We start from the raw sequence: 17,014 nt of genomic DNA on the forward strand, positions 1-17,014 counted from the left end.
ACATTCAGTGGACGTTAAACAGATGCTTGTGGAGGGGAATCTGGACGGGGTTTCAAGACAGAGATGACTTGAGACTAGACAAACCCAATGAAGCAAGAATCCCCCGTTATAATCTTTGATTTAACGGTGGGAGTGTCAACAATACTGAGATAATCCCTCCCAAACCGGGGGGATTATTGCGTTGTGGGTAGATCTAGGGGCGTGCGGTCATCAGTCAACCGGGTTCAGACAATTGACCCGTGAGGCACAAGGGGCTGAAGCCCCTTGCCTGTCTTCACCGATTCGGCTCATGTTATATGAATTTTTTGCATAGATAGTATCGATGTTAACGGTTGTGAGGCTGGGGTCAGAATTTCTAAGATTAAAACATCAAAACAGCAATGATTTTAATCAACGGAGACGATTATGTTTGGACTATCAAAAACCAACGCAACCCCGAACCAACACCCGTCACAGCATCATCAGGTCGGCTCAATGTTGCGGAAAATGGTACGGTTTTGTAACTTCTATGGTGAATATCAATCAATATCACCGAGCGATCGCCGTCGGTTCGTCATGAATCAAGAACTGCGACAATAAAACGCAAAAAAACAATAGCCGGATTTTCCCCCAAAAATCCTGTGCTCACTATAGTAATCCTATTTGATTCATGAACAGGCAAGGGGCTTAAGCCCCTTGTTGATGAGGAGATAAGATCTCCGATTGATTTAGGATCGTAATAGAAACCCCTCACTACAATCCGGTGAGGGGTTTCTAACTTCAATTGGCTCCCTTATTCGTAGGTCAACATATTGCCGGAGCTTAATCGATCCCAATAGTCTTTCAAATCACTGGCGACTTCATTGGACAGAATGTAACAGCCAATCAGGTTAGGGAATGCCATACCGAGTAACATTAGATCGCTGAATTCGATGATCAGACCCAAGCTGGTTAAGCAACCTAAGAAGGTGCAGACGATGTAGATCACTTTGAAGATGATCGTGGTTTCGGAACCGAATAAATAGCTCCAGGCTTGGATGCCGTAATAGCTCCAGGAAATAATCGTGGAGAAGGCAAATAAACACACCGCAATGCTCAAGACGATGGGAAACCAACTAATCACGGAGGCGAAGGCGTTGGAGGTCATCGCCACACCGCTCAATTCGTCGCCGGTATCTTGGTAGACACCGCTGAGGACGATCGCGATCGCCGTCATATTACAGATCACGACGGTATCAATAAACGGCTCAAGCAGTGCCACGATACCTTCGCGGATATGTTCATCGGTACGGGCGGCGGAGTGAGCGATCGCGGCTGAACCCACCCCGGCTTCATTGGAAAACGAACTACGGCGAATCCCCTGCACCATCACACCGACAATGCCACCCACAGCAGCCGACGGGGCAAAGGCTTCTCGAAAAATCGTCGCCACCGCAGCCGGAACTGCTGTGATGTTAGCCACAATCACGAACAGACAAGCCACTGCATAGATCACCGCCATCGCCGGGACGAGTTTTTCCGCCACTGCACCGATGCGACGAATCCCACCGATAATCACAAACCCAGCTAAAGCCGCCAGGACGAGGCCAAACAGCCACGCCGGAATGCCGGGCAATAACCCACTAATGGCGGCGTAGGCTTGGTTGGACTGGAACATATTCGCACCGCCAAGACTCCCACCCAGGCAGAGAATGCAGAACAACACCGCCAATCCCTTACCAAGGGGACGCATCCCCTTGGGGGATAAACCCCGCGTCAGGTAATACATGGGGCCGCCTAACACCGTGCCGTCGGTGGCGATGCGGCGGTATTTCACCGCGAGGGTGCATTCAACAAATTTAGTGACCATGCCGCAAAACCCCGCCAGGGTCAGCCAGACCATCGCGCCGGGGCCGCCTAACTGAATGGCAACGGCAACCCCGGCAATATTACCGAGGCCGACGGTTCCGGAAACAGCGGTGGCGAGGGCTTGGAAGTGGGAGACTTCCCCTTCATCGTTGGGGTCGTCAAATTTGCCTTGGACGACTTCAATGGCGTGCTTAAAGCCGCGCACATTGATAAAACCCATCCGCACGGTGAAGAAAATGGCAGCGATAAAGAGCCACAGCACAATGAAGGGGAACCCATTTTCGCCCCCAATTTTAAAAAAGAGCAGGACGGACATCACGTCCACGATGGGTTTGAAGATGGCATCGGCCCCGGTAACAGCGGCATCCTGGGCAAAGGCACGGGGTGCGATCGCACAGATGAGGAAAGCCGTAAAGCCAATCGACCTCCACAGTGGATTCTGGATCAGCATCAATCCGAGGTTTCTAACGGCAGTGACCCAGGGATGGAGAGGGCGACGCGGTCTAAACAATTTCATAAGGATAGTGTTTTAATGACAGAGCTAGGCAATGACCATCAATGCAGAAAGTCACGATGAGATGGGGAGTACACCCTCCCAAATCGAACAAATCCCACTTGAATGCCCAGGGTTGCAAATCAATCCGTTGATGGTACGAATCAAAAGATCCTAACGATCTCGACATTCATCATGGGTTTGCTGAATGTATCACTTGGTCATAACAATGTTTGAGGCTTGCTGCTGTTAAATTCGGCACGGTCTCTCGATGAGATGGTGCGCTGTTTAGGTCTTCTGATTGACGCGAGTGATGCCCGCTTGGACTGCCGGGCGAGCGGCGAGGGTGTTCACCCACCGGGTGAGATGGGGATACGCCTCGATGGAGACTTGGAGATGGTTAGAGATGGCGATCCAGGGATAGAGGGCGATATCTGCAATGGAATAGTCGCCGGCTACATAGTCCCGGTGGCTCAGTTGCCGATCGAGTACCCCGAACAGGCGCAGGGTTTCGGCTTCGTAGCGGGTGATGCCGTAGGGCACGGGTTCCGGGGCACTGTGGCGAAAATGCCCCAACTGGCCGAGCATGGGCCCAACGCTGCCCATCTGAAACATTAACCATTGCAGTGCATCCATGCGTTGAGCGCGATCGCTCGGCCACAGCATCCCGGTTTTTTCCGCGAGATAGATCAAAATCGCCCCGGATTCAAAAATCGTCAACCCCGTATCTGCATCGGTAATCACCGGAATTTTGCTATTGGGGTTGAGGGTGACAAATTCGGGGCTGAACTGTTCTTTTTGGGACAGGTCAATGGTGTGAATGGTGTAGGGGAGTCCCATTTCTTCGAGGGCGATCGCAGGCTTGCGACCGTTGGGGGTGGGAGCGGTATAAAGGTCAATCATGGGTAGTATCAAGAGAAACGCGAAAACACCCCAAACAACAGATTTGAGGTTAATGGAGAAGTGTAACCCGATTTAGACCGTGAGAGCCGTCCCACCACCCAGCATTAAAACGCATGGCTCACCGTGAAAGTGGACTGCAACCCACTCCAGAACCCGTGTTAACGGGTTTTCGCTCTGAGGCGGGGATTTCAATCCCCGACGGGGTGGGGCGCTATCGAAACCGTCCCACCGCCAAGGGTTGAAACGCATGGCTCATAGCGAAAGTGGGCTGAAGCCCACTCCAAAAGCGGTTTTGAGGGGTTTGGGCTGGGGGTGGGGATTGGGAATTTTCCCAAAAATGCGAAAACGTTCGTTCAGCGTCCTGTAAATCAGTAAGGCAGACGAGCGCAGTCTGGGCGGCTGCCCTGAGCGGAGTCAACGGGGAGCCGAAGTCTGAGCACCGGATTCCGGCTCCGCTCACCCCTCATTAACCCCACAAACGCAATATTTTGCGTTATTCACACCCAACCACCCACGAGGTCAACCCATCCCATGCAGAATCTCATCGTTGCATTGCAAACCCGCCAATTTTCGCGGTACGTTGGGGGCGTATTTTCTTCGGGCGGAAGTCAGAGTGATGTGGAAACGAGTTGGGTTGTTGCTGGTGAGTGGGGTTTGGTTGTCGAGTCCGGGGGTCAATGCCCAGAATGAAAGGTTTGGAGGCCTATCAAACCATGAAAATTGAAGACTATTTTGATTTTTTGGCAGATGATGATATTCGCCTAAAGGGAACGCGGATCGGTATTGAAACAATTTTGTTTGATTATTTGTTTCAAGCAAAAACGGCTGAAGAAATTGCTAATATTTATCCATCGCTGACCCTAGAGCAAGTCTATGCCACGATTCTCTATTACCTTCATAATCAAGCACTGGTAGATGCTTATCTTAAGGATTGGTTGGAATGGAGCGATCGCATGAGGTCAGAACAGGCGAAAAATCCTCATCCTGTTGTAGAGCGTTTGCACCAATTGAAGGCCAAGAAGTTGGCACAGGCAACGCAGTAATGCTCAAGTATCTGATTGATGAGAACGTTAATCCGCTTTACACACAGCAGCTTCGACGTTCGGAGTTGGATATTGTGGTGATGGCGGTGGGTGATTTGACTGCACCAGAACGCGGTACGCTCGATCCAAAAATCTTGTTTTGGTGTGAAACAAATGGTTACATTCTCGTGACCAATAATCGTAAATCAATGCCTGTGCATCTCACCGATCATGTAAACGCAGGACATCATATTCCTGGAATTTTCATCTTGAACCCTAAGTTGGGAGTTGGGGAAAATCTGGAACAGCTTTTGCTAATTGCAGAAGCCTCGTTTGATGATGAATATCAAGACCAAATTGAGTTTTTACCGTTGTTTTAGTAGGGGCTGGGTCTCCCTGCCCTGCTGGGTCTCCTGGGTCTCTCTGCCCTGCTGGGTCTCCTGGGTCTCCCTGCCCTGCTCATTGCAGAAGCCTCGTTTGATGATGAATATCAAGACCGCATTGAATTTTTACCACTGTTTTAGCAAGTGTTCATTTTGATGGTCTCGTAGGGGCTGGGTCTCCCTGCCCTGCTGGGGTGGGTCGGGTTTGGATGGATTGGTAAGATGGAGTTCCACGTGGGGGTAGGGTTCTCTCGCAGGGAACAACCCAATTGATTCATGGGCAGGGCAGGGCAGGGCAGCAGGGCAGGGGAACCCAGCCCCTACGTCTGGGGGTTCCCCAAACCCCAACCGAAAAAAATTTTGCCGAAACTGCGAAAATGTTTGTTCAGCGCCCTGTAACTCTACAAGGTCATTCAAGAGGTTAATCTATCCCATGCTGAAGCTGATTGCATTGTCCACAGGCGAATTTTCGCGTTATGTTGGGGGCGTATTGTTTACGGGCGGGGGGAGCGTGATGTGGAAGCGGGTTGGGTTGGCTCTGCTGGGTGGGGTTTTGTTGTCGGGGCAGGGGGTTTATGTTCAGGGTGAGGCGCGACCTTATGAACCCATGATCAGTGCAGTATGCTTGTTTTGTTATGCTTGGATGATGAACCTTTCACACTTCATGAACGTTTCTGCATTATGGAGTTCGAGATGAACTGGCGTAATTATATTCATGCTGATCCTAATGTTTTGGTTGGTAAACCTGTTGTTAAGGGAACGCGCTTATCAGTGGAGTTTATCTTGGGTTTGTTCGCGGCAGGTTGGACGGAAAATGAAATTTTGGAGAGTTATCCAAGGTTGAATTCAGACGCAATTCGAGCAATTTTCCTGTTCACGTTGGACTGTTTTGAGGATGATTTTTTGTACCCGATCGCTCCATCGGTGGAACTATCTTCATGAAGTTGCTAGCGAATGAAAATTTCCCACTCCCTAGCGTCAGACTTTTGAGAGATGCGGGGTACGATGTACTAGCGATCGCTGAAGGATTATCTGGAATTGACGATCGCGCCGTGCTCACTTTAGCGGTATCTGAGGAGCGCGTGATTTTGACCTTTGATCGCGATTATGGTGAGTTAATTTATCGGCGAGGGCTACCTGTACCCATAGGAATTCTGTATTTCCGGTATCAGCCTGCAACTGCGTTAGAACCGGGGAAGCAATTACTCAATCTGCTCTCTGTCGAAGGGTTACAATTTACGGGACAGTTTACGATTGTGGGACAAAAGCAGATTCGTCAACGTCCTTTGAAAATGAAGTAAGTTACACGGAGTCGGTGTCATGTTGAAGCGAGTCGGGTTGTCTCTGTTGGGTGGGGTTTTGTTGTTGGGTCAGGGGGTCTATGCCCAGAGTGAAGCGCGACCCATTGCACAGATCGCCCAGGCAGAAGAAGGCGCGATTGTCATTGAGGGAGAACTCACCACCAACAGCGCCCAAGCCGACGGCAAATATTTCAACGCTCATACCATCACAGGTCGAGCGAATGAGCAGATTGTGATTGATCTGGTTGCGGAAGAATTTGACCCGTTGTTGATCGTGTTGGATGCGGATGGGCAAGACATTGCGGGTGACAATGATGGTGGGGAAGGATTAAATGCACGCTTGACATTAGAGTTTCCCGCCGATGGTGAATATCTTTTGGCTGTGGTTGCGGTAGAACCAGGTACAACGGGTCAATATCGCATTACAACCCAGGCGGCAACAGCCGGAGATGTTGCTCTTGCACGAGCCAACCAACTCAATCAACAAGGCATCCAACTCTACCGAGCGGGGAGATACGCAGAAGCGGAACCCCTCTACCAACGCGCCTTGGCGATCCGAGAGCAAGAATTGGGAGCCAACCATCCCTCCACCGCCCTCAGCCTCAACAATCTGGCAGGACTATATTGGGAGATGGGGAGATACGCAGAAGCAGAACCTCTCTTGCAACGCTCCCTGTCCATTATTGAGCAAGAACTGGGAGCTAACCACCCCTCTACTGCCACCAGTCTCAACAATCTGACACAACTCTATAGTGAGATGGGGAGATACGCAGAAGCAGAACCCCTCTTCCAACGCGCCTTGGCGATCCATGAGCAAGAACTGGGAGCCAACCATCCCGATACAGCCCATAGCCTCAACAATCTGGCAGGACTATATTGGGAGATGGGGAGATACGCAGAAGCAGAACCCCTCTTCCAACGCGCCTTGGCGATCCATGAGCAAGAACTGGGAGCCAACCATCCCTCTACTGCCACCAGCCTCAACAATCTGGCATTACTGTATGACTCGATGGGGAGATACGCAGCAGTCGAACCCCTCTACCAACGCGCCTTGGCGATCCGAGAGCAAGAACTGGGAGCCAACCATCCCTACACCGCCACCAGCCTCAACAATCTGGCAGGACTGTATTGGGCAACAGGGCAATCGAATCAAGCGATCCAGCACTTTGCCCAAGGTTTAAGTATTGAAGAAACGAATCTCGAAGAACTGTTGGTGATGGGTTCCGAACGCCAAAAACAAGACTATTTCCAAACCATTACAAAAACCACGGATTGGGTCATCAGTCTGAACCTGCAAACCGCCCCCACCAACCCTGAAGCGGGACACCTCGCGCTACAGACAATCCTCCGTCGCAAAGGTCGCATCCTCGATGCCGTCAGCAACAACATCCAACTCCTGCGCGATAACCTCACCCCCGAAAACCAACGCCTCCTCGATCGCTTCAACGCCAAACGGACCGAACTCGCCGCCGCCGTCTTCAATCCCCCCCCAACCCTCACCGACGATTACCGTCAACAAGTCGCATCCCTGAGAACCGAAGCCGAAACACTCGAACAACAACTCGCCCGCGCCAGTGCCGAATTTCGAGTGCAAACCGAACCCGTCACCCTTGCAGCCATTCAAGCCCAGATTCCCCAGGATGCCGCCCTCATCGAGTTTGTGCAATATCGCCCCTTTGACCCCAACGAAAACCAATATGCAGAACCGCGTTACGCCGTTTATATCCTGACCGCAGACGGTCAACCCCAATGGGCAGATCTGGGCGATGCCAACGCAATCAACCAAAAAGTCAGGTCACTCGGTCGCGCCATCAAGAGCCATAACCCCCGCCGCCGCAATAGTCAAAATGCGTTCACCCCCCCAGCCCAAGAACTCTACAGGGCAATTATGGAGCCTGTCCTCCAACGGTTGAACCCCGACAAAACCCACCTGATCATCTCCCCCGATAGCCAACTCAACCTCCTGCCCTTCGCCACCCTCATCACCCCCGACGACAACTATCTCCTGGAAGACTACTTAATTACCTACCTCACCAGCGGGCGCGACTTGCTGCGCTATCAGATCACGCCCCCCGCCCAAAGTGAACCGCTTATCTTGGCAGACATTAACTACGACGAACCCGGAGCCGTGCGCCTCGCCCAAGCCACCACCGGCGATAATCGCCGCTCCGGGGATTTAATCGCTAAATTTGGCCCGCTCATCTACACAGCCGCCGAAGGTGAACAGATCGCGCAACTGCTGCCCAACGCTCAACTGCTCACCCAAGACCAAGCCACCGAGAACCGGATTAAACAGGTCAAAGGGCCAGAAATCTTACATATTGCGACCCACGGCTTTTTCTTGCCTGACCTCGAACAAACGGCTCCCACCTCTCCGAATCAACCTCTGGGCGATGTCAATGGCTTGAATCGTTCCGCTGCTCCTGTGCAAGAAAATCCCCTCTTGCGTTCTGGTTTAGCTTTGGCAGGGTACAACCTCCGGACAAGTGGCACAGAAGACGGGGTGCTGACGGCGCTCGAAGTGGCCGGATTGAACCTGTACGGCACAAAACTCACCGTTTTGTCGGCCTGCTCCACGGGACTCGGTGATATTGCCAACGGCGAAGGCGTGTATGGCTTGCGTCGCGCCCTGGTGATCGCGGGTTCCGAAACCCAATTGATGAGCCTGTGGGATGTGAGCGATCGCGCCACCCAAGCCCTGATGGTGAACTATTACCAGAAAATCCAAAACGGCAGCGGCCGCGGCGAAGCCCTGCGAGACGTGCAATTAGAGATGATCGCAGACCCGAACTATGCAGCCCCATTGTATTGGGCAGCATTCATTCCGTCGGGGGATTGGCGACCCATGGATTCCAATTAAATTCGCTAGAATCAAGTCAGAATCAGAGTTCTAAACAATGCCTTTTACCACTTACGGCGCGATCGCGGATGTGATCCAAGCCTTTGGGATATGCTACACCGAGGCTGATTTTGTGCAGCCGACGGCTTTTGTGCTCAGTGATTATGTGCGGGCCGAACTCGCCTTTAACCGGGCGGAGGTTGTGGTCGAAAACTCCGAAGCCGCGATCTGTGAGGCATTTATCTATCCGATTCTGCGGGAAGTGTGGAAAGCGCACAAAGACCAGTTGATGCTGTGGAGCCATCGCACCCTGCGCGTAGATGAACAACTCTCTGGGCAACCCGATTATCTGATCGCGCAGCGATCGCCCCTCGGCAAAGTCATTCTAGAGCAACCCTGTCTGGCAGTCGTCGAAGCCAAACAAGACAACTTCACCGCCGGTTGGGGAAAATGTACCGCCGAGTTAGTCGCCCTGCAACGGTTCAATGACTCCGCTGAATTAACGCTATTCGGGATGGTTGCCAATGCGAACCGCTGGGAGTTTGCCCAACTCCAGGGACAGCACCTCACCAAAAACGCCACAGGCTACAACATTGAAAACCTAGATTCTCTCTTTGGCGCGGTGTCCTATGTGTTTGAACAATGTGCGGCTCAGGTCTCATAACCCGTTAAATGGGTGACAAAGTCCTGATGAATACTACTGGCTAACCCTGATTGTAAACAGTTCAGCACTTGGGGCATATTGCCAGCCAGGAGAGCGGCGCGATCGAGCCATAAGCCAGGGAAAATACGGCTTTTGCAAATCCCATCTTCATCGGCACTTAAGGTCAGAAACTCCCCTCGCTCTAGGTAAAACCAATCTAATTGTTGATCCAACACACGCCACACAATGTACTCCTGCACCCCATTGCGGCGGTAGGCGGTTTTCTTGGCGTGGAGGTCGATCGCGACACTACTGGCCGCAATTTCCACCACCAATTCGGGAGCACCTTCAATGTAATCATCCGCACTCAGTCGGGACTGTCCCCCAACCGTTTCATTAATTCTCAAGACTGCATCGGGCTGGGGTTCATTGTCACCATCGAGGCGTACCGTTGGCGCATCAGCACTCTCCACATGAGGAGTCATCGCCGCGTAAACCCCCAACCAACCCATCAGCCAACTGTGGGGCTGACCGTGACTTTTGAACCGGAATGCAGTGGGTATGTAGACCACTCCTTCAATGAGTTCCGCTCGGTTGAGGTGGGGCATGGCTTGGTAGCGACGCTCAAATTCGGGGCGACTGAGGCGATCGCCATTCTCTAGGGGGGGAATTTGTAACCCGATGGGGAATGTGATCATAGTGAGAGGATGATTCGGCACAACTTAAGCCTATGGTATCGCAGTGCGATCGCCCCCCAGAACACCCCAGAACACCCCTAGACCCGCATCGGTGTTATGTCAGTCTCGTTGAACACAGTCACCTGAAATCTTGGGGCTACCGTTGTCGCTCTCTGGGCCAAAGACCAAGGGAATGGGTGCAAACTGTATCAAATCCTGTCAACTTTGGAGATGGGGCTGGGGTTTCAGCCTAGCATGGGAGAAGCTGTCATTTTCTGGTGATGCTGTGTCGAAATTACTCAAGCTAGCCCGCTCTGGGGATTCAGAGGCGATCGCATCGTTGTTGGGGGAAAAACTAGAGTCCCATGGCATTTGGGTGATGGGGCAGCGTCGGGATGAGGGGCTGGATTTAATTGTGGAGTCCCTGAACGGGCCGAAGCAGGATGCGATCGCGCCGTTGATCACCAAAGCAATGCAGTCACTGCGTCCGGTGGGAGTGCGATCGCTGATGCTCCGGGGGCGACGCATGGGCGAAAGTAGCGATATTTGGCAGCAAACGATCCCCTTGACCTACATTCCCCCGGCTGAACCGGAACCCGAACCCGTTGCCGCCCCAGTTCAACCCACCCCACCGCCGCCCGAACCCGCCCCAGCCTTCCCCACCGCCGCCCCCAACGCCCTGATCGACGCGGCCCAACAGGGGCAAGCGGGGGCAATTTCCGGACTCTTTGCCCATGAATTTCGCCGGGATAATGTGGTGGTGCGGACGGTGGTGAGCGATCGCCGCGTCACGGTACGCCTCAGTGCGAATAAAATGCCCGACCAAGCGGCCCTCGCGCCCAGGGTGGCCAAAACCGCCCAAGATCTCGACCTGCCGTTTATGGACCTGCTGCGGGTCGAAGGCTATCGGCGGGGCCAGCGTGATCCGATTTGGACGGTGGACTATGAGGGGGGGCGGTTAGCGGAGCAGGCGCGATCGCCCCAAGTCCGCAGCCTTGACCCCGATGGGCGCACCTGTATCCTCGGCGGCTTGGCCCTGGGGCTGACGTTGGCACTGATTCCCCTCACCCGTATCCTGTTCGGAGCCTGGACGGTGATGGTGCATGAATTGGGCCATGCGATCGCCTCGTTACTCTTTGGGTATATCGCCATTCCCAGCTTTGACTTTCGGTATGGCGGCGGCATTACCATTCCGGTGGGCCAGATTCCGTTGTTTACACCCCTTGCCCTCAGCGGCTTCGGCTATCTCTGCTATCACTACCGCCATAATATTCCCACCCAGCGACTCTGGGGCGGGATTCTGCTCCTCTACGGCCTGGCCAGCATTACCGCCCTCGATCAGATCCTGATTACCGCCATGGGCCACGGTGGCGAACTGGTGGCGATCGCCCTCTGTCTCTATTTCGCCCTGGGTCGGTATTTTTGTCTGCGGTCGCAGGAGCGGTTAATCATGGCGATGTTAGGCTGGTTTACGCTGTTTGACCTCTGGCATTTTGGCGGCCAACTGCTCTTTTCGACCACGGCTCTGGCGAATTATCTCGCGGGCAAAGGCAGCCTTTTAGATCATGATCTGGTCAAACTGGCGGATCAGTTGCCCCTAGTAGGGGTGAAGGCGTTGGCGATGCTGTTGATCCTGTTGGGTGGCGGGGCGATCGCGATCGCAGCCCTGGCCTTTCGGTATGAACAGTGGTGGATGGGGGCGATCGCCCGGCGAGCAGCACGCGATCCATCCCAATTAGCAAACCCATAATCCCACCATGAATTTAGCCGCCAGTATTTACGATCTTAAACTCCTCGTCCAATCCTTCCATCCGATCATCGCCATGGAAACCGTGGAAGAAGAACGGGTGGAAAATGTCCTCAAAGGGATGACACGGGAACTCCATATTCCCCTCTTTGAATGGACGGTGAATCGGGGCCTGTATCTCTCCCCCGGCAGTAAGTTCGCGCCCCAACTGGATGAATGCACCCCGGACAGCGGCAATCCGACGACGGTGTACGAAAACACCCAAAAACCCCTTGATATGCTCTGTCATCTCGAAACCTTGAACCGAAAAGCGGTGTATCTGCTCAAGGATTTTGGCGGGTATTTAAAAGATGATGAGGTGGCGCGACAGATTCGGAATTTGGCGCGGTTGTTGCGGAAAAATCGCGGCGCGTTGGTGTTGACGGGGACGGCGTTGGAATTGCCGACAGCGATCGCCCATGAGACGGTGTTTTATGATTTGAAACTGCCGGGGCGGGATGAACTGTATAAAGTGGTGTCCGAGGTGGTGCGATCGCTCAACCAACGCAAACAACAAGTCAAAGTCGAACTCCAAGACCACGAACTCAAAGAACTCGTCCGCGCCCTCAGCGGCATGACCCTGATCCAAGCCCGCCAAGTGGTGGCCTACGCCGCCCTCGAAGACGGCAAACTCACCGCCGACGACATTAACCGCATCCTCCACCGCAAAGCCCAAGTCATCCAAGCCGACGGCCTGCTCGAATATTTCCCCGCCTCAGAAAACCAAGCCAACCTTGGCGGCTTCGTCGGGTTGAAACAATGGCTCAAACGCGCCCGCGTCGGCTTTTCCAGCGAAGCCCGCGACCTCAAACTCCCACCCCCCAAAGGCATCTTGATCGTCGGGGTACAGGGGTGCGGTAAGTCCCTCGCCGCCAAAACCATCGCCCGCGAATGGCGTTTACCCCTGATCAAGCTGGACATGGGGCGGCTTTACGATAAATATGTCGGTGAATCCGATCGCAACTTTCGCCGCGCCGTTACCCTCGCCGAATCGATCGCGCCGACGGTGCTGTGGATTGATGAGATTGAAAAAAGTTTGGGCAGCACCGACAGCGGTGGCAGTGATGGGGGTCTGAGTCGGCGGCTGTTTGGGGCGTTCCTCACTTGGTTGCAGGAAAAGTCCCAGGAGGTGTTTGTGGTGGCGACGGCCAATGATTTAACGCAACTGCCGCCGGAATTGCTGCGCAAGGGGCGCTTTGATGAGATCTTTTTTGTGGATTTACCGGACGAGCAGGAACGAGCGGCGATCCTGACGATTCACCTGCGATCGCACCATCAACCCCTCGAAATCTTCGAGCTTCCCCGCCTGATCCAAGCCACCCACGGCTTCAGCGGGGCCGAAATTGAACAAGCGATCGTCTCAGCCCTCTACCGCGCCCTCTACCTCAAACAAGCCCTCGACACCGATCTCCTCATCCTCGAAATTGAATCCACCGTCCCCCTCTCCGTCTCCCGCCGCGAAGATGTGGAACACCTGCGCACCACCGCCCGCAGCCGCTTCGTCGATGTCAAAACCGGAACCCGCCAACCCCCCAACCCATAACCGTCAAGCCTCCTGCTGCTCCAGAACCTTGCGAGTCTGGCACTGGCAGAAGTGAGCCAGAGGCTCACACTCCCATGACTGTAATCCTCTGCATCCTAGGGGAGCCATTGGGGTTGGATGCCCACAAAGGGCAACTCTTCTAAGGCGGGGGGATCTTCCGGGTCAGCGGGAGGGATCAAGATCCACAATTGACTATTGACGATCGCTTCGCCGCCATCGGTTTGTAAGCGGCGATCGCGCCCTGCATCCGGGTCAGTGGTGAGTTGATCGAAGAGCAGCGCCAAGCCATCGGGGGCGACGCTGAGGTGAATATCTTGATAGTTCGGCAGGGTGGTGAGGGGGAGAATCTCTTTCGTTTCTAGGTTGACTTGGGCCACATAGGGCTGCTCGGCGTATTCCTGTCCCTCCAACAGATTGGTTAACAGACAGTAGAGATTTTCCCCCCGTGGATCAAAATCACAGTCCACAATCGAGCCACGGGTGTCAAAGACTTTTTCTTGGCTGCGCTGGTTGGTGACGAGGTAGAGCGATCGCGTATAGAGCAGATCCGGCTTGTCGCGGTTATAGTCCACCATTGCCGCCGTTGTGCCGTCCGGCGCGAAATCCAACACCATCCCGAACTGTGCAAAAAAGTCCAAGGGTTCCGCCCCCGGTTCTAAGGAGAGCAGCGCAATCCCTTCCCCTTGGGCCATCGCAATGAGTTGATTATCCGGGGCAATCTGGAACACGCCCCCCGGTTGATTTTCGAGGGGGACGGGGTCTTGATCGTCCCGGATTAACCACAGCCCCATCTGGGTCGGGTCATCCCGTTCTACCCGCTGGACGACGATAATGCTGCCATCTGCCGAGAGGTCGAAATTGAGAATTTGGTGGGTTTCATTGGTTAACTGGGGGGTGACTTGGCCGGCGGCGGTGGGTTCGGCATCGGGGGTGGCACTGATCCCCGTCGTGACCCGATAGAGTTGTTGTTCGAGGAGATCGGTTCGGGTCAGATCAGCATCAATGGCCGTGAATAAAATGCTCTGGCCGTCGGGGTAGGGTTCAAATTCCGTGATGACTAAATTGGGCGGGGTGAGGATGGTTTTGCGCTGTTGGGTGAGGTTGTAGAGAATGAGGCGGCCTTCTTCTTCGCGTTCTAGCCCGATGTAGGCAAAGATGCGATCGGGGGTGCGGAAGGTGGCGGTGAAGGGCTGCATTTCTTGACCTAGTTCGTCATTGCCGCGAAATTTTTCCTGGGCTTCGGCAAGGCTCAATTGGTAGCGATCGCCATAGGGAGCCGGAAAATCCAACGTATAGGCCAAGCGTCGCCCCGCCCAACTTACTTTTCCGGGCAGTGGATTGGTAATTTCGGGTTTATCGGGGATCGTGATCTTGAGGTTGTTTTCGACCCCGTCGTGATCCATCGGGCGGTTGAATTCCAGCACAAAGGCGTTGTCTTCGGCCCGAATAATTTCATCTTGCCAGTTAAAGGCGGCCACCTTCGGGCGCGTATCCACCCAACAGCGATCGCCCCGACAGATGACCCCGCTGAGCAACAAGATCCCGGCCAAAACCGTAAGCACTACCACCGTGCTCAGGGCCGCAATATCGATGGGATACAGGGTCATCGGTGCAGATTTAAACTTCATAATTGATCGCCATACAAGGTTGAAAGATCAGGGCAAATCCCTGGAGTGGGTTCCCCAGGGATCTCAAGGCTGAGGGGGCGCGGCTTAGCGGCCCGGCAGGCCCACATAGACGAAATAGGTCACCATGGGAACCACCGTCGCCACGATGAGCAACACCACCACCCAGACTGTGGCATTGCGATCGTCGGTTTCTTCCGCGCTGGCGAAGGTGGCTTCCACATCCACGCCGCCCACCTCTGGCGCACCGGGATCGGGTTGTCCGGAGAGTACCGCCACGAGGCGATCGCCCGCATCAAGCAGGGCTTTATTATATTTCCCGCCGCCTTGGCGCAGGGGGGCGAGGAGGGTGTCTTCCGCGATGCTCGTGGCAATCTCGGCGGGAAGGGCTTCGCCGGCGGTGGTATGGATGCCGCCTTGGTTGGTCAGGGTTGCCAAGACTACCACGGTTTGATTGGCTTGAGTGTCTGGGGTGGGAAACCAACGCTCAAAGAGGCGATCGGTAAAGGCGGCGATCGTGTCGTCGTATTCGAGGCGTTCGATGGTGACGAGATGCACCTGTTGGCCGGTGGACTCGGTGAGGGCTTGGAGGGCGTTGGTTAACTTGCCCACCGTGAGGCGGCTGAGGACATCGGCGGAGTCAATCACGCCGCTGCTCTCCACTGGGCTGGGAAGATCGTAAACCGTGGTGGCATGGCTCGGCGCGATCCAGAGGGTGAGGCTGAGGATGGCACAACAGAGCGCGATCGCCCCCCGCCGTAGCACCATCCCTAGGGAAAGTTGAAACATAAGTATTGACCTAATCACGAATAATTGCATCCCTAGATTGTAAAGGGCGAGGCGATTCCCCTGCTCACTCTTGAGGGTTACCGGGGTTGCCGCGTGGGTAGATTCGCTTGCGAGGGGAAACATGAACTTTTTTAAACACAACGGTCGGATCTCGCGTCCCTGCTACGCTTGTCTGATAAAACTAGACTAATCTTAACCCTTTGTGATACTGAGCAATCTTCCACTTATATCGATGTATATAGATGGCGATCGCAACGTTCACAAAGTCAAAAGAGCATTTTGTCTGCATTGAGAGGAGATAACATTCATGGCATTGGATGTAATTAGTGATGGTGGCGATCCTCAAGTTGGGAACCTAGCCACGCCGGTCAATTCTTCGGGATTTACCAAGGCTTTGATCAACAATCTGCCCGCCTATCGGGCTGGATTGTCAGCGAATCGTCGCGGTCTGGAAGTGGGAATGGCCCATGGCTATTTGCTCTACGGGCCCTTCGCGCTCTTGGGGCCCCTCCGGAATACGGAATACGCTGATTTGGCAGGTCTGATGGCGGCAATTGGGTTGGTGGTGATTCTCACCGGTTGCCTGTCCATCTATGGTGGTGTGGGATCGGGTAAGCCCGTTGCCACAGTGACCACACCGAACCCGCCGGATAGCTTCGCCACCAAAGAAGGATGGAGCGATTTTGCGAGCGGTTTTCTGCTCGGCGGCTGCGGCGGTGCAGCGTTCGCTTATTTCATCTACATTGCCCCCAGTTTGTTTGGCCTCGCCTAGTTGCGATCGCCCGCTGTGGGGTTTGATTCGTTTTAATCCCTCAACCATTTAAGGAGAAACCGATATGACTGGTGTTTACGCCGCGTCATTTTTACCGAGTATTCTGGTTCCCCTCGTGGGACTTGTGATGCCCGCCGTTGTGATGGGTCTGTTGTTCATTCACATCGAAAGCGAGGCCTAAGCTCGCATCATTGGGTGAATCGGGGTTCCGCCCCGACTCCCGATCAATCCCCCCTGGCTTGGAGCGATCGCGCCCCATCCAGGGGAGATTTTTCATCGAAAATTTGGGTAGAAACCCCGTCCTTCTAGGACGGCTTGATGTTAGTATAATCCTTGGTCAACGACCCACCCGAGACGATGGATCAGACAGCCTACACGAGCGAAGTCCAGTTGTACTGGCGGCGCAGCAAA

18 protein-coding genes are annotated in these 17,014 nt (G+C 54.0%); 13 read left to right on the forward strand and 5 right to left on the reverse strand.

Going from position 1 to position 17,014, the window contains the following annotated elements:
* Positions 1 to 405: 405 nt before the first annotated feature.
* Entirely contained in the window at positions 406 to 579 is a 174-nt protein-coding gene (locus PN477_RS00075; RefSeq protein WP_272118824.1) for a hypothetical protein, read from the forward strand.
* Between the two features lie 193 nt (positions 580 to 772).
* On the opposite strand, the gene PN477_RS00080 is transcribed toward PN477_RS00075, so the two are convergent.
* Together PN477_RS00080 and PN477_RS00085 are read right to left on the reverse strand one after the other, a co-directional pair.
* Entirely contained in the window at positions 773 to 2,344 is a 1,572-nt protein-coding gene (locus PN477_RS00080; RefSeq protein WP_272118825.1) for an alanine/glycine:cation symporter family protein, read from the reverse strand.
* A 264-nt stretch (positions 2,345 to 2,608) separates the two neighbouring features.
* The gene (locus PN477_RS00085) at positions 2,609 to 3,223 is read right to left on the reverse strand and encodes a glutathione S-transferase family protein (protein ID WP_272118826.1); all 615 of its coding nucleotides are present in this window, start codon (positions 3,221 to 3,223) and stop codon (positions 2,609 to 2,611) included.
* A gap of 113 nt (positions 3,224 to 3,336) precedes the next feature.
* Here PN477_RS00085 and PN477_RS00090 point away from each other — a divergent pair, with 113 nt between their 5' ends.
* The 8 genes from PN477_RS00090 to PN477_RS00125 all read left to right on the forward strand — a co-directional run bounded on the left by PN477_RS00090 (position 3,337) and on the right by PN477_RS00125 (position 9,432).
* Positions 3,337 to 3,465, forward strand: coding sequence for a hypothetical protein (locus PN477_RS00090; RefSeq protein ID WP_272118827.1), 129 nt, complete (start codon positions 3,337 to 3,339; stop codon positions 3,463 to 3,465).
* A 471-nt stretch (positions 3,466 to 3,936) separates the two neighbouring features.
* A complete protein-coding gene (locus PN477_RS00095) occupies positions 3,937 to 4,266 on the forward strand; it encodes a DUF433 domain-containing protein (RefSeq protein WP_272118828.1) in 330 nt (109 codons plus the stop codon).
* Positions 4,266 to 4,625 (forward strand): DUF5615 family PIN-like protein, encoded by a 360-nt coding sequence (locus PN477_RS00100; RefSeq protein ID WP_272118829.1) that lies wholly within the window; start codon positions 4,266 to 4,268, stop codon positions 4,623 to 4,625. Before PN477_RS00095 ends, PN477_RS00100 begins: the two co-directional genes overlap by 1 nt.
* Positions 4,626 to 5,061: 436 nt before the next feature.
* Entirely contained in the window at positions 5,062 to 5,325 is a 264-nt protein-coding gene (locus PN477_RS00105) for a hypothetical protein (protein ID WP_272146874.1), read from the forward strand.
* Positions 5,322 to 5,570: a DUF433 domain-containing protein gene (locus PN477_RS00110; protein ID WP_272146876.1), complete on the forward strand. Its 249-nt coding sequence runs from the start codon at positions 5,322 to 5,324 to the stop codon at positions 5,568 to 5,570. Before PN477_RS00105 ends, PN477_RS00110 begins: the two co-directional genes overlap by 4 nt.
* The gene (locus PN477_RS00115) at positions 5,567 to 5,929 is read left to right on the forward strand and encodes a DUF5615 family PIN-like protein (RefSeq protein ID WP_272118831.1); all 363 of its coding nucleotides are present in this window, start codon (positions 5,567 to 5,569) and stop codon (positions 5,927 to 5,929) included. Before PN477_RS00110 ends, PN477_RS00115 begins: the two co-directional genes overlap by 4 nt.
* Before the next feature lie 19 nt (positions 5,930 to 5,948).
* Positions 5,949 to 8,789: a CHAT domain-containing protein gene (locus PN477_RS00120; RefSeq protein ID WP_272146878.1), complete on the forward strand. Its 2,841-nt coding sequence runs from the start codon at positions 5,949 to 5,951 to the stop codon at positions 8,787 to 8,789.
* Between the two features lie 37 nt (positions 8,790 to 8,826).
* Positions 8,827 to 9,432: a hypothetical protein gene (locus PN477_RS00125; protein WP_272118833.1), complete on the forward strand. Its 606-nt coding sequence runs from the start codon at positions 8,827 to 8,829 to the stop codon at positions 9,430 to 9,432.
* Here the strand turns inward: PN477_RS00125 and PN477_RS00130 are convergent.
* Positions 9,420 to 10,109 carry a Uma2 family endonuclease gene (locus PN477_RS00130; RefSeq protein ID WP_272118834.1) on the reverse strand — a complete coding sequence of 230 codons (690 nt, stop codon included), beginning with the start codon at positions 10,107 to 10,109 and terminating at the stop codon, positions 9,420 to 9,422. The two genes, PN477_RS00125 and PN477_RS00130, sit on opposite strands and share 13 nt — an antisense overlap.
* Positions 10,110 to 10,374: 265 nt before the next feature.
* Between PN477_RS00130 and PN477_RS00135 the strand changes: the two genes are divergently transcribed.
* Together PN477_RS00135 and PN477_RS00140 are read left to right on the forward strand one after the other, a co-directional pair.
* Positions 10,375 to 11,838, forward strand: coding sequence for a hypothetical protein (locus tag PN477_RS00135; RefSeq protein WP_272118835.1), 1,464 nt, complete (start codon positions 10,375 to 10,377; stop codon positions 11,836 to 11,838).
* A gap of 7 nt (positions 11,839 to 11,845) precedes the next feature.
* Complete coding sequence (locus PN477_RS00140) at positions 11,846 to 13,417, forward strand: AAA family ATPase (protein WP_272118836.1); 1,572 nt, start codon at positions 11,846 to 11,848, stop codon at positions 13,415 to 13,417.
* A 95-nt stretch (positions 13,418 to 13,512) separates the two neighbouring features.
* On the opposite strand, the gene PN477_RS00145 is transcribed toward PN477_RS00140, so the two are convergent.
* Together PN477_RS00145 and psb32 are read right to left on the reverse strand one after the other, a co-directional pair.
* Complete coding sequence (locus PN477_RS00145) at positions 13,513 to 15,024, reverse strand: TolB-like translocation protein (RefSeq protein WP_272146880.1); 1,512 nt, start codon at positions 15,022 to 15,024, stop codon at positions 13,513 to 13,515.
* A gap of 105 nt (positions 15,025 to 15,129) precedes the next feature.
* A complete protein-coding gene (gene psb32 / locus PN477_RS00150) occupies positions 15,130 to 15,831 on the reverse strand; it encodes a photosystem II repair protein Psb32 (protein WP_272118838.1) in 702 nt (233 codons plus the stop codon).
* 307 nt (positions 15,832 to 16,138) lie between these two features.
* Between psb32 and PN477_RS00155 the strand changes: the two genes are divergently transcribed.
* Both PN477_RS00155 and PN477_RS00160 read left to right on the forward strand, forming a co-directional pair.
* Positions 16,139 to 16,603 carry a photosystem I reaction center subunit XI gene (locus tag PN477_RS00155; protein WP_272118839.1) on the forward strand — a complete coding sequence of 155 codons (465 nt, stop codon included), beginning with the start codon at positions 16,139 to 16,141 and terminating at the stop codon, positions 16,601 to 16,603.
* Positions 16,604 to 16,667: 64 nt separating this feature from the next.
* Positions 16,668 to 16,784: a photosystem I reaction center subunit VIII gene (locus PN477_RS00160; protein WP_272118840.1), complete on the forward strand. Its 117-nt coding sequence runs from the start codon at positions 16,668 to 16,670 to the stop codon at positions 16,782 to 16,784.
* Positions 16,785 to 17,014: the final 230 nt, after the last annotated feature.

Origin of the sequence: Spirulina subsalsa CS-330 (assembly GCF_028330765.1) — a bacterium.
Classification (GTDB): Bacteria; Cyanobacteriota; Cyanobacteriia; order Cyanobacteriales; family Spirulinaceae; genus Spirulina; species Spirulina subsalsa_A.

Bases quoted from the DNA above. Each gene is read 5' to 3' on its own strand.
- PN477_RS00080 (WP_272118825.1), bottom strand. From the start codon at position 2,344: ATGAAATTGTTTAGACCGCGTCGCCCTCTCCATCCCTGGGTCACTGCC.
- PN477_RS00125 (WP_272118833.1), top strand. From the start codon at position 8,827: ATGCCTTTTACCACTTACGGCGCGATCGCGGATGTGATCCAAGCCTTT.
- PN477_RS00130 (WP_272118834.1), bottom strand. From the start codon at position 10,109: ATGATCACATTCCCCATCGGGTTACAAATTCCCCCCCTAGAGAATGGC.
- PN477_RS00095 (WP_272118828.1), top strand. From the start codon at position 3,937: ATGAAAATTGAAGACTATTTTGATTTTTTGGCAGATGATGATATTCGC.
- PN477_RS00140 (WP_272118836.1), top strand. From the start codon at position 11,846: ATGAATTTAGCCGCCAGTATTTACGATCTTAAACTCCTCGTCCAATCC.
- PN477_RS00100 (WP_272118829.1), top strand. From the start codon at position 4,266: ATGCTCAAGTATCTGATTGATGAGAACGTTAATCCGCTTTACACACAG.
- PN477_RS00115 (WP_272118831.1), top strand. From the start codon at position 5,567: ATGAAGTTGCTAGCGAATGAAAATTTCCCACTCCCTAGCGTCAGACTT.
- PN477_RS00160 (WP_272118840.1), top strand. From the start codon at position 16,668: ATGACTGGTGTTTACGCCGCGTCATTTTTACCGAGTATTCTGGTTCCC.
- PN477_RS00155 (WP_272118839.1), top strand. From the start codon at position 16,139: ATGGCATTGGATGTAATTAGTGATGGTGGCGATCCTCAAGTTGGGAAC.
- PN477_RS00090 (WP_272118827.1), top strand. From the start codon at position 3,337: ATGGCTCACCGTGAAAGTGGACTGCAACCCACTCCAGAACCCGTGTTA.
- psb32 (WP_272118838.1), bottom strand. From the start codon at position 15,831: ATGTTTCAACTTTCCCTAGGGATGGTGCTACGGCGGGGGGCGATCGCG.
- PN477_RS00120 (WP_272146878.1), top strand. From the start codon at position 5,949: ATGTTGAAGCGAGTCGGGTTGTCTCTGTTGGGTGGGGTTTTGTTGTTG.
- PN477_RS00075 (WP_272118824.1), top strand. From the start codon at position 406: ATGTTTGGACTATCAAAAACCAACGCAACCCCGAACCAACACCCGTCA.
- PN477_RS00105 (WP_272146874.1), top strand. From the start codon at position 5,062: ATGCTGAAGCTGATTGCATTGTCCACAGGCGAATTTTCGCGTTATGTT.
- PN477_RS00110 (WP_272146876.1), top strand. From the start codon at position 5,322: ATGAACTGGCGTAATTATATTCATGCTGATCCTAATGTTTTGGTTGGT.
- PN477_RS00085 (WP_272118826.1), bottom strand. From the start codon at position 3,223: ATGATTGACCTTTATACCGCTCCCACCCCCAACGGTCGCAAGCCTGCG.
- PN477_RS00145 (WP_272146880.1), bottom strand. From the start codon at position 15,024: ATGACCCTGTATCCCATCGATATTGCGGCCCTGAGCACGGTGGTAGTG.